Origin of the sequence: Blautia sp. JLR.GB0024, assembly GCF_037000545.1 — a bacterium.
In the GTDB taxonomy this organism is placed as follows: domain Bacteria; phylum Bacillota; class Clostridia; order Lachnospirales; family Lachnospiraceae; genus Blautia; species Blautia celeris.
In genome coordinates, this window is the sequence record NZ_JBANBF010000030.1 from 1 (window position 1) to 12739 (window position 12739).

Below are 12739 nucleotides of genomic sequence, written 5' to 3' on the forward strand. Positions count from 1 at the left end.
ATATAAAAGGAGGAGGTTATCGCTATGAAAGAATCATGGGTTAGGCCAGATATGGAAGTGTTGGATGTAAAAGAAACAGCTTTTGGTCCCCAAAATCCCAAAATGCCAGATAGTGATAAAACTGCTGTAATAGGACCGAATGGGGAAGTGATTGGGTGGGAGCAGTCATATGGAGAAAATAATACATCAGCTTGAGTGTATGTGAATAAAAATGAAAAAATGACTGGTGAGTGCACATCAGTCATTTTGTATTATACGACAGAAAATCAGAGATAAAGTGAAGAATATACGATGGCAAAATATAAAATATATGGTTTGAATGTTTATTCAGAAATAGAACTGCCTTCCACGTTTCAGCTTTCCGATGACAGTGAGACAGAGGCAGAGATCGTAAGGGCTGACCTGACAGAAGAGTATGGTAAGGCAGAGGCATACAAGGAAACGCAGGTGCAGGTATCTGTGGACAAAGAGGGAAAGCAGGCATGGATGATGCAGAAGCTTGCCAGAGAGTGCAGTCTCTTATATGTCTTTTCGGTGGGCTTGTTCAGAATAACCCGGGGCAGGAAAATTGAATATCATAAGACAGCAGAACTTGATATATATCAGTTGGAACAGTGGATTCTCAATATGTGTATGACCATACTCCTGATACAGAGAGAAAAAATCGTCCTTCACGGAAGCGGGCTGGAATATAAAAACAAACTTCTGATCATCAGTGGGGAGAGCGGAAGTGGAAAATCCACGCTAACAGATGCGCTTTTACAGCATGGCTTTTCATTTGTTTCTGATGATGCAGTTGTTATGGAGGAAGAAAACGGAGTTATATACGGAATCGGCGCGTATCCACTGAGGCGTCTCTGTGAGGACGTGGTTAAGAAGCAGGGTATCAGCAAAGCGCAGCTGATACGGATTCCGGACGGCGGCAGGGAAAAGTATGGATTGTGCATGAAAGACTCCTGTATGGAAGAACGGGTTTTGGCTCATGTTCTGGTGATCCTGCAGGCAGGAACGGTTTCTGAGGTTTGTGCAGAAGAAATCACGGGGGGAGAAAAACTGAATCTGGTAACAGAAAGTCTCTATAAGAAAACTTCTTATAAGAGAATGGGGTTTACGCCTGAAATGATGACGGAATGTCTGCAGGCTGCAAAGCAGCTAAGAATATTCAGAATGGTGAGACCGACAGAAGGAATGACAACAGATCGGCAGAGAGAACTTATCGTCAGGATTATGGAAGATTTGAACGGAAAGCCGGATTGAGACATAAAAAAGAATGATCAAACGATTACACTGAGGAGGGTAAAAGTGTTCAAGATAATACTGACAAATTTCAATTTGGAAAAAATATTCTGGATCATGAAGTCCAGGATTAAATATATGATTCTGGCAGCTTTACTGCTGGCTGCGGGAGGAGGGATTTTGGCAGCATGGAAGCAAAATACCACTTATATGGCGAAAATTTCCTTTTATGTATACAGCAATCCGGATTATGTAACAGATACTGGAGTGAATATAAGCAGTAATGAGATGACTCAGGCTAAAGGGCTTCTGGACAGTTATATGCAGATCATCGGAAGCAACCGCTTTTTAAAGGCTGTTATGGAAGAGACAGGTCTGAAGGGATATAGTATCGGAAGGCTGAGAGGAGAGATTGGTGCTACCGCTGTAGAGAATACGGCGGTATTTCATGTAAGCGTTTATGACAGCAGCCCTGAGAATGCCATGAATATAGCAAACACCATAGGAAAGCTGGCACCGGATGAAATTATCAGCGTAGTAAAATCAGGAGGAATTGAAGTCCTTGATGAAGCGGAGCTTCCTACTGTCCCATATGCCTCAACCAGTGTGGTAAAATATGCACTTCTGGGCGGAGCGGCAGGATTCTTTCTGGCAGCCGTATGTTTTCTGATAAAAGGGATGCTGAATACTACCATCAGAAGACTTTATGAAATTGAAAATCTCTTTACAATTCCAATTCTCGGAACGGTTCCTCAGATTTTATCTGAAAAAGAAGGCGAAAAAGCAGATGTATATTTAAACGAAAAGAGCTCCTTTCATTTAAAGGAAGCTTACAGCAATATCCGGGCAAACCTGTTGTTTACAAGGCGGGGTGAAAAATGTCCGGTATATGCAGTCACAAGTGCAGATGTCAATGAAGGGAAAACATTGAACGCATTTAATGTGGCAAAATCCTATTCCAATCTTGGAAAAAAAGTTCTGCTCATAGACGCGGATATGAGAAAAAGTGTTATGGGACAAATTCTAAAGGTAAATACAGAAACCGGATTGAGCCAGTATCTGGCCGGCATTGTGGAACGGCTGGAAATTGTTTCTGTTGATGCCAATATGGATCTGATCCTTGCCGGCAGTATTCCCCCAAACCCCGCAGAATTACTTGCAGGTGATCAATGGTATCAGCTTCTGCAGGAGTGTAAGAAAAAGTATGATGTAATATTTATAGATACACCGCCTATCGGAATTGTATCGGATGCCCTGTCTATGGCGAAAGCAGCTACAGCTTTTATACTGATCGTGCGGGAAATGATGACAAAATTCGACCGTGAAGAAAAAGTGGTGCGGAAACTGGAAGCCCTGGATGCCAACATAGGCGGTTTTATTTATAACGGAATTTCGGCCAAATCACCGGATTATGAATACAGGCATTACAACAACGAATATGAAAAAAAGAAATAATGGAGACAGAGAAAAGATTATGGCAAAGGTAAGTGTGATCCTGCCTGTATATAATACGGAAAAATATCTGCCGCGATGCCTGGATGCGTTAGTAAACCAGACTTTGGAGGACTTGGAAATCATAGCGGTAGATGATGGCTCTACAGACCATTCCCCGGCAGTTCTCAAAAAATATGCCGGTATATACGGGGATAAAATCCGTATCATCACAAAAGAAAACGAAGGTCAGGCAGCAGCCAGGAATATGGGCATCAGAGCCAGCAGAGGAAAATATATTGGATTTGCAGATTCGGATGACTGTGTAGATGTATCCATGTTTGAGAAAATGTATCTTCTGGCCGAGGAAAGAAAATGCCATATGGTGGAATGCCATTATCATTATATACAGGAGACAGAAAAGGGAAATAAAGAACTGCACACCCGGGGAAATATCCGTCAGCACGCAAACAGGAGGGATATGTTTATAGATCCTCAGGTATCACCCTGGAACAAGTTATATTTAAGAGAAATACTTCTGCGCCCGGGACTTGATTTCCCGGAAGGACTTATTTACGAAGATACATCTTTTTACATCAAAACGATTCCTTATGTGTTGAAATCTGCCTATTTGGATGAACGTCTGGTCTATTATTTTCTTCGGAATACATCTACCATGAATGTAAATAAAAATAAAAAAGTTGCAGATATTTTTTGTGTATTGCAGGATATCCTGGATTTTTACAGAAGATATGGTTTTTATGAGCAGTTTGAAAAGGAACTGGAGTATTTCTGCACGAAAATATTATTCTGCAGTTCTCTGAGCAGGATCGGCAGGGTGAAGGATGCCGCGCTTGAAAAGGAACTGCTGGACAGAACCTTTTGCTTTGTTTCTGAAAAATTTCCGGAATATAAAAAGAATCCTTATTTCACAGGAAAGACAGGTTGGTATATAAAACATATAAACCGCAGAAACAGCAAATACATAGGAAAAATTTTAGGACATGTGATGAAAGGATAACAAATGAAGGTATCAGTTGCAATGGCAGCCTTTAACGGTGAAAAATTTATAGAAGAACAGCTTGCATCTATTCTGTCTCAGACCAGACCTGTAGATGAAGTCATTATCTGTGATGACCGGTCTTCTGACAGGACAGCAGAACTGGCAGAAGATTTTATTGCCAGAAAGCACCTGCAGGATACCTGGAGGGTGGAGGTGAATACGCAGAATGTGGGATATGCGTCAAATTTTATAGGCGCTGTGCGAAAGACTTCAGGAGATGTGGTTTTCTTTTGCGATCAGGACGACATCTGGCTTCCGGAACGGGTTGCCGAGATGGTGCACATTTTAGAAAAGAACCAGGAGATTCAGCTTCTCTGTTCAGAATTTGAGATCTTTTTGGATTCACCGGATGCCCTTTCTCCACAGAAATGGGAGTTGAAACAGTTTAAAAATGACAAATCCCTGGAGAAGGTTTCTTTTACACCAAAGTCTGTGTTTATTGGCTGCCAGGGATGTACAATGTGTATGCGCAGAACCTTTCTGCAGATCATAGAACCCTACTGGCATAAGGGATGGGCTCATGATGAGTATGTATGGAAGCTGGCTCTTTGCATGGACGGTCTGTATATATATCATGCCAGCACATTAAAAAGACGGATCCACGATGCCAATGTTTCTCTGGGTAAAATGAGAGAAATCACAAAGCGTCTGCAATTTTTAAATGAATATCTGGTTGGCAGTCAGGCGGCACTGAGATTTGCGGAAAATATGGGACTGGAGAAAAAGAAGATCCGTATTCTGAAAAAAAATATCTATGCATCCAGGCTTAGAATTGAACTTCTTCAAAACAGAAAGTACTGGAATATCATACCTTTGACATTGAGATATTCTGCTTGCTACCACAAAAGACGTGCCATACCAGTGGAACTGTATATGGCGCTGAAAGGCTGAAAATGGGTTTGGGTTATGACAGGATCATATGAAACAGGAAGTAAATATATAAAAAACGCAGGAGAAAAAGATATTTTTCGGGCAGTGGCAGGTTTGTTTTTATTCTCTTTATTTGTGATGCCCCAATATTTCGGAATCCCACTGCCTGTGTTTGATCTTACAATTCTGCGTATTCTGACAGTTCTTCTGACGCTGCTGATACTTTGCAGTGACAGCAGAAAACATGATTTTATAACGATGGTAAAAGAGGCAAGGTTCACGCTTATATTACTGCCCTACTTAGTGGTGATCACATACACAATGATCTTGAGGGCAGATATCAATGCTTTTTTAAATCCGTTTATTGAGTTATATTGTTTTTATTTATTAATTTACATATTCAAGTATTCTCTGGGTTTTCACAATTCCTTCCGCTGTATTTTGGCCTTTTGTTATTTGCTGGCAATCCTTGGGATTGTGGAATATGCAATTGGCCGTTCACCTTTTTCTTATCTGGAAACAATCAAAGGTATTTATACCGGCCAGTTCATACGCTCCGGACATTACAGGATTATGAGTTCCTGTGTCCATTCCCTGGGCTATGGACTGCTGATCGTCTCAGTGGTGCCTTTTTCCTGTATAGATCTGCAGAATGATCGGATTGATATTTTTAAACGACCATTTTTGCTGCTTTTGTGGTGCGCAAATGTATTTTTTACAGGATCAAGATCTACTTTGGGGGTATTTTTATTGGAACTTGTAATCCTGTTTTTTGTATCATGTAAAGAGAGTAAAAGAAAAAATACTTTGATGATGGCTGCTGCTTTGATTTTGTTCATAGTATTTTTGATGATTTTTCATAATACAGATTTCGGAAGATATATTATGCTGCAGATCACCACACTGGCAGATGAAGTGCTGGGAACCTCCTATGCAGCCCATTATGGGGCCAGTAAAGAGGCATTGGGCAGCAGCGCCAATTACAGGGAACAGCTCAAGTATATTTTTACTTTAGACTGGCTGAATCCTTTGTTGGGAATAGGAAGAAAAAGATCTTTTTCTTCTGAGCTCAACGGTTCCTTTATCGTGTCTGTTGACAATTTTTATATTGCGGAATATATCCGGTATGCGTATCCCGGATTAGCAGCATTTGTTCTGTACATCAGTTATTTTATTGCGGGGCTGGTGAAAAAAAGTATCCGGAGACAAGATGCCATTTATAAAGTATTGCTGATAGGATGCCTGTGCTATCTTATTAATCTGTTTTGGGTGGACTCTTTGCAGACACTTAAATACTTATATGTTTTGCTGGCGTTATACTGTAGCCTTGATTTTGAAACAAGAAAAAAAAGAAGTAATGTTAATGTGTCAAAATACATGAAAAGGTGAGAGTGCATATGAAGAAAGTAAGCATTGTTATTCCCATATATAACGCGGAAAAGTATTTGATAAACTGTATAAACAGTATTCTGAATCAAACTTACAAAAATATAGAGATACTGCTGGTGGATGACGGAAGTAATGATGGCTCAAAAAAAATTTGTGAACAGTATCAGGAAAAGGATGAAAGGATCCGGGCCTTTTTTCTGGATAATCATGGGGTAAGTACAGCCAGAAACTTTGGAATGGATATGGCAACAGGTGATTATATTATCTTTGTGGATGCAGATGATACCATTGATCCCGATACGGTGGGAGATAATGTGAAGCTTGCGGAAGAAAACAATGTGGAGCTTGTCCTTTTCTGCTTCCGATATCTGTTAACAGAGGAAAGGCACATAAAAGAAAACGAGCTGAAGGAGAATTTCTGCGGAACTTCCGATGCATTTTTTAAAAACCATTTTAATCATATCCTTGATATGGAACTGGTAAATCCGCCGTGGAATAAGTTAATAAAAAAATCCTTATTGGACAGGAGCTATATCAGATTTCATCCGTCCTATTCCATTTGTGAGGATATGGCTTTTTCTATAGATGTTTTATCCGCGGTGGACCGTCTGGCTGTAAATAGAAAGGCATATTATAATTACTTTTTAAAAACCTCAGGAAGTCTGGTTTTTACATTTCATGAAAACTATTTTGAAGCAGCGACTCATTTTTATAATAAGGCTCAGAAATACTGCTGTAAATTTCCAAGCCACGAACCGCAGATGAACAAAATAGATACCATATACGCAGGTCTTGTTATTGCATATATACAACAAATCTGTTGTTATGATAAGTGGGATAGAGAAAAGAAATTTAAATATCTCAGCCGGATCACGGAAAGCAGTATATTCTGTAATGCTTTACAAAATGCCAGGCTGCCGGGGAAAAAAAGAATTGCAAGAATGCTGATTCGATGCCAAGCTGAGAAAACCCTTTATTTTTTATACAATATAAAAAGCAGACTGCAGCTCCGTGAGAAATTAGTGAAAATAAAATATAAAGTGGAAGATGGAATGCTGTTAGGTTCTGTTTATGACTATTTTATGAAGAAAACAAAATACAGAGACCGAAAGCTTACTTTCTTGTATAACGTGATAATCGGTCAAAAACACAGAATGTTATATTACAAAAAACTGAAAAAAAAGTATTTGGACCGTGCACTGCAAAATACATATTGGGAAGAGCAAGAGAAAAAGGAAAATTCGGAAACGGTGTGGATCTGCTGGCTGCAGGGAATGGACCAGGCACCTCTGCTTGTAAAAAGGTGTTATGAATCCATCAGAAGATCACTTCCGAATAAAAAGATCATCTTAGTGGACGAAGAAAATATTTATGACTATGTGGTATTACCGGATTATATTGTGGATAAGCGGAAGCAGGGGAAAATCGGAAATGCTCATTTCAGCGATTTGATCAGGCTGGAATTACTCATAAAATATGGGGGGTACTGGATTGACGCAACTGTGTTATGTACAGACGCGAAGCTTTTTTATTATATTGATTCCCTGCCTCTGTTTATGTTCAGTTTTTACTATTTTGGATTTAATCCGGAGATAATGGAAACAAATAACTGGTTTATTAAGAGTACGGCCAACAACAATATTATATGTCTGGTGAGGGAACTTTTGTATACTTATTGGAAAGAAAACAACAGGCCGGTGCATTATTTTCTGTTTCATATATTTATGACTATGGCATTGGAGTGCTATGAAAAGGAATACAAAGAGATGCCTGTTGTAAGTCAGGCGGATGCTCATATTTTGGCATCCTATATCAGCGAACCATACAACCGGAATAAATATGATATTTTGAAACTCAGCACCGGAATCCATAAATTAAATACCAGGTTTGATGAGAGAGCAGTGAACAGAAAGAATACATTTTATGATGTGATCATAAAACAGGGGAATTATCAGGAGATGCATAATGGATAAAAAACAGACAGAAAATAATAATAAGATTCCTAAAATCATACACTATTGCTGGTTTGGAGGAAAGCCCATACCGGAGGAACTGCGGGCATGTATGGATTCATGGAAAAAGCTGAAGGGATATAAAGTGATCCGTTGGGATGAAACAAACTGCAGTTTTAATGAAAATGAATTTGTCCGCAGAACATATGCAGAAAAAAAACTGGGGTTTATCGGTGATTACTACAGATTGAAGGCAGTTTATGAATATGGAGGAATCTATTTGGATACAGATGTAATGATAAACCGTTCTTTTGATGGATTACTGTCACATACGGCATTTTTAAATTTTATTTTTGACTGTTCTGTGGGTTCCGCAGTGATTGGCGCTGAGAAAGGCAATCCGCTGATAGGTAATCTGATGAAAATGTATGATGCCACTGTTTTTACAGAAAATAAAAACGGTAAGACTTTGGAATGGAGGGATGGTAGATGCATGGTGAACGGCTATGTGACCAGCAATTATTATTATACATATTTTATACTGAAGCACTATCCGGAGTTCCGGTTAAATAATAAGATGCAGGATTTAAAAGATTTTGTTATTTATCCCAAGGAGTTTTTTGAAATCGGAACACTGTCAGGAAAACATTATGCAGTCCATCTGTGTGCCGGAGAGTGGAGAAGTGATTCCGGCAGAGCTGATGGCACAAAAAGCAAGATAAAGTCTGTTTTAAAAAGGAATCCAAAGGTTTTTGAAAAAATACAGATACTTGTGCGTAAGCGCCGATACAGGAAAATGAAAAAAGAGATTCCTTTTTATGCATATTATCTGGCACAGAGGAATCATGAAGAACTGCCGGAGTTATAAAAATGAATCATTTAGAAGAATACTGGCGATGTTTTTTGCTCCTGTTAAAACAGCAGTTAAAAGGAATTTCCGCAGAGACACTGATGCTTACGGTACTGGCGGCAGTCATTGCCATACATCTTATTTGGTTTGTTTTTCACAGGCTGGCAGGTAAGGAAGGCTCCAAAAGAAGAGAGGCAGTTCTCTTTCTGATTGCGGGATATGCATGTTTTATGTATCAGGTCACTTTATATAACAGAGAGCCAAACAGCAGGAAAGGTGTTTATACAGAGCTTGACTTCGGAAACTGGTCCGGAGATTATATGGGCTTTCAGCAGAGGGTATACAGTTTGTTAAATGTGGCTCTTTTTGTTCCCTGGGGATTTTTACTGGCAGCCATAAGAGGAAAAGAGTGTATGTGCAGAAAAATATTTATGGTGTGTTCCGCCAGTTTCCTCACCAGCTTTACCATTGAAACTCTGCAGTTGATAACAGGAAGAGGATATTTTGAACTGACAGATATGATTACAAACGTATCGGGCGGTCTTCTGGGAGTGCTCATATTTTGTGCAGCCTGGGCTGTTTACAGTAAAAAGTACAAAGGCTGTACCGGCCATGAAAACAAAGGAGGTAGAAAGTGAAGAAAAAATTTTCCACGAAAGATATTTTTCTCATTGCTCTGAGCATCCTGGCACTGACTGTATTGATTTTTATTATCATCCATTCAGAAAAAAAACAACAGGAGGAGAGGGAAAAACTTGCCGCGGCAATGCAGCAGGAAGAGAGCGGGGAGGATGACGACAGTCTGTATGCGGGTTCTTCAAAAGCGCTGATGATTAATGAAGTAAACCAGTCAGGCTGGATAGAATTGTATAACTGTGAAAAGGAAGATCTGGATATATCAGGCATTGCTGTTTTGGTTAATGGTGAAAAAAAAGCGGAGCTTACCAAACATACACGATTGGATGCAGGAAAGTTTCTGACACTGGACCTTGATGAAAAATTAGGCGAGGGGAAGGAGAATCTATTGTCGCTGGTAAAGGCGGACGGAACCTGTATCCAGTCATGGATCGTTCCGAAGCTTACTGAAAATGAGAGTTATGGACGAGTGGCAGACGGAGATATATCCATGGGATATCTGAATGCTACAAAGGGAGAAGCCAATGAGCCTGCGGAAAAAAAAGAAAAAGAGCAGTTGGAATTTTCTGTCCCGTCAGGTTTTTATGATTCTGCTTTTCCGTTGACTATTTCCGCTCCTGATCATACAGAAATATATTATACAACAGACGGAACGGTTCCCACGGAAAAGTCAGAGAAATATACAGCACCTGTCACAATTGAAAACAGGAGTGGTTCAGACTATATCTATGCGGATTCCGACGGAATCGGATATGAGCACAATTTTAAGCCTGCCAGCATACAGAAGGGGACCGTGATCCGGGCTGTCTATGTAGATGAGGATGGCAGGAGAAGTGAAGAAAAGATCCGCTCCTATTATGTGGGAGTCGGCGGAAGCAGTGATTTGAACAATATGCCGGTTTTATCTGTTACAGCCGATCCCCTTGATTTGTTTGATTACTTTACCGGTATGTATGTCTCGGGGCAAAGCTATGAAGATGCTCTTGCCCGGGGAGAGGGAAAAGATAACAGAAAAGCAAATTATCGGAACGGCTGGGTGAAGAAGGCCCATATAGAGTTTTTTGAATCCGGCAAGGACATGACATATGAAGGGGACGTCAATCTTTCTATGCTGACAGATATGAATATTACATCCCCGCAAAAAGGGTTTTCTGCGCAAATCACCGGAAGCGGCGGATGGGAAGGCTCTTCTTTGGAGCGCTTTCTTGATAAAACGGAAAAGACCCTGACAATACAGACGAACAAATACGATAATGCCTATAAAATACGGGAATTGACAGCCAATAAACTGCTTGAAGAGACCAGTGTGGGAACGAATATCCTGATGCCCTGTGTTGTCTTTATAAACGGGGAAAATTGGGGCGGTTATATGCTGCGCGCGCCTTTTACCCGGGAGTTTATAGAAGAACAGTATGGGATAACAGGTGAAGAAGTGGTGACTGTCCGAAACGGTTCTGCTGATCAAAAGGAATTCCAGTCTCTGTATGATGAATTTTATAATTTTGTGACAGGCAGTGATATGAGTGATACATCAAAGTATGAAATAGTAAAGCAGGAAATGGATATCCGGAGTTATCTTGATTATTTCTGCGCCAATATGTATCTTGCCAATGCCCAATACGGACAGGAGGAGGCCTGTATATGGCGGACTGTATCTTCAGAAAATGGAGGGTATGCAGATGGCAGGTGGCGTTGGGTATTGGGAAGTATGGATATGACAATGGATAACGGAACCACAGGGCCGGTCAGTACAGCTTCGATCAATACGCTGTTACAGCCGGGCGTCACGGAGGATGCGTTTTTTCAGTCCCTGCTTGGAAGCGGAGAATTCAGGCAGCAGTTAAAGGAATCCATGTACCGTATGGCAGATGACATATTTCCGAAAGAAAAAGCAGAAGCGATTGTAAATGAGACCGCACATAGGATTCAGAAAATGGCAGTCAGCAGCTATAAGCGGTTCTTCGGCAATGTAAAAGATGATTTTTATGCGGATGAAGTGGATAAAATACTCCATTTTTTCAATAACAGAAGCAAGTATATGCTGCATTATACAGATGAAATGATCAAGTGAGGCATTGTGATACACAGGGACGGGAGGGGATAAAATGGGAAATGATAATTTATCAGAAAAACCGGTTATCATGGAATATTTGAGTGAGCTGATACATGCTCAAATGGAAGATCGGATTCCGCAGCCTCTGCCAAAGGGTGTGACATTGGAAGAACTGCAGGAGACAGCGAAAAAAGGACAGATTTGTTATTTGATATTCGGAGCACTGCTTAAGCTGGATATTCCGGAGGCAGATGCAGAGAAGATGCGTCCGTCTGTGTTGAACAGTACCATAAAAACACTGTCCCAGGTGTGTGCAGTCAGGGAGATCCAGGAGAAATTGGAAGAAAATAAAATCCGGCATCAGGTTTTAAAAGGTGCTGTCATGAAGCATATATATCCAAGACCGGAATTTCGTGAAATGGGTGATATAGACATTATGATATATGAAGATTCCCTTGAACAGGCAGAGAAAGTGGTGGAGGAGCTGGGATTTGTGAAATATCAGACGGTTAAGCATCATGAGATCTTTTTCAAAAAGCCATTTTTAATGCTGGAAATGCATTGGTCTTTATATGATCAGAACGTTGACAGGAACCAGTCCGTCTATTTTAAGAAACAATTCCGCGCAGAGAAAAAAGAAGGATGGCAGTATTCTTATGAATTCAGTAAGGAAGACTTTTATGTTTATCTCATTTCCCATATGGCAAAACATTTCTATGAAACCGGCTGCGGAATCCGCAATCTTTTGGATATATATATTTATCAAAATGCATATAAAGCGACAATGGACAGGCGTTTGGTTGAGGAAGAGCTGCGAAAATGCGGGTTACTGAATTTTGAAAGAGAAATGAAGAATCTCTCTGTCATATGGCTGGATAATCTTGCAGGCGACACATTCTATAACAATCTTTTTGAGTATATGCTGGATTGTGGGATTTATGGAAAAGGGGAAAACGGAGTCTGGGGACAGCTTGCCAAGGAAATCACCTCAGATAAAATAAATAAAAGGTCCGTGCGAATGAAATATTATTTTCCTGCCTTAGGATATATGAAGGAGCATTATGCATGGCTGGATAAATTTCCGTATATGCTGCCCATTGCCTGGACATGCAGGGCATTTCAGGGGATCACACGTAAAGGCAGTATGGAAAGAAAAAAATATCTGGAGCGTGCAGAGCCGGAGAATATCGAAAAAGTCAGAATGATTTATCAGAGACTGCATTTGAATTTTAAAAAATAAAGAACTGGAAGTATATACT

General features: G+C 40.2%; 11 protein-coding genes. All 11 read left to right on the forward strand.

All coding sequences use genetic code 11. From position 1 onward, the window contains the following. Positions 1-24 precede the first annotated feature (24 nt). The 11 genes from V8Q34_RS26890 to V8Q34_RS26940 all read left to right on the forward strand — a co-directional run bounded on the left by V8Q34_RS26890 (position 25) and on the right by V8Q34_RS26940 (position 12720). Entirely contained in the window at positions 25-195 is a 171-nt protein-coding gene (locus tag V8Q34_RS26890; RefSeq protein ID WP_156120798.1) for a hypothetical protein, read from the forward strand. Positions 196-291: 96 nt separating this feature from the next. Next, positions 292-1257, forward strand: coding sequence for a hypothetical protein (locus tag V8Q34_RS26895; protein ID WP_335836654.1), 966 nt, complete (start codon positions 292-294; stop codon positions 1255-1257). Between the two features lie 45 nt (positions 1258-1302). Next, entirely contained in the window at positions 1303-2691 is a 1389-nt protein-coding gene (locus tag V8Q34_RS26900) for a polysaccharide biosynthesis tyrosine autokinase (RefSeq protein WP_335836655.1), read from the forward strand. 19 nt (positions 2692-2710) lie between these two features. Then, complete coding sequence (locus tag V8Q34_RS26905; RefSeq protein WP_033139429.1) at positions 2711-3688, forward strand: glycosyltransferase family 2 protein; 978 nt, start codon at positions 2711-2713, stop codon at positions 3686-3688. Between the two features lie 3 nt (positions 3689-3691). Beyond that, complete coding sequence (locus V8Q34_RS26910) at positions 3692-4621, forward strand: glycosyltransferase (RefSeq protein ID WP_033139344.1); 930 nt, start codon at positions 3692-3694, stop codon at positions 4619-4621. Between the two features lie 15 nt (positions 4622-4636). Beyond that, entirely contained in the window at positions 4637-5989 is a 1353-nt protein-coding gene (locus V8Q34_RS26915; protein WP_118593767.1) for an O-antigen ligase family protein, read from the forward strand. An 8-nt stretch (positions 5990-5997) separates the two neighbouring features. Then, a complete protein-coding gene (locus tag V8Q34_RS26920) occupies positions 5998-7962 on the forward strand; it encodes a capsular polysaccharide synthesis protein (protein ID WP_335836656.1) in 1965 nt (654 codons plus the stop codon). Beyond that, positions 7955-8809 carry a glycosyltransferase family 32 protein gene (locus V8Q34_RS26925; RefSeq protein WP_118743311.1) on the forward strand — a complete coding sequence of 285 codons (855 nt, stop codon included), beginning with the start codon at positions 7955-7957 and terminating at the stop codon, positions 8807-8809. The genes V8Q34_RS26920 and V8Q34_RS26925 overlap by 8 nt, the downstream gene beginning before the upstream one ends. Before the next feature lie 2 nt (positions 8810-8811). Beyond that, positions 8812-9429 (forward strand): VanZ family protein, encoded by a 618-nt coding sequence (locus V8Q34_RS26930; RefSeq protein WP_052098850.1) that lies wholly within the window; start codon positions 8812-8814, stop codon positions 9427-9429. After that, entirely contained in the window at positions 9426-11498 is a 2073-nt protein-coding gene (locus V8Q34_RS26935; protein WP_335836657.1) for a CotH kinase family protein, read from the forward strand. Before V8Q34_RS26930 ends, V8Q34_RS26935 begins: the two co-directional genes overlap by 4 nt. Before the next feature lie 34 nt (positions 11499-11532). Further along, on the forward strand, positions 11533-12720 hold the full coding sequence (locus V8Q34_RS26940) for a nucleotidyltransferase domain-containing protein (RefSeq protein WP_033139347.1): 1188 nt from the start codon (positions 11533-11535) through the stop codon (positions 12718-12720). Positions 12721-12739 lie beyond the last annotated feature (19 nt).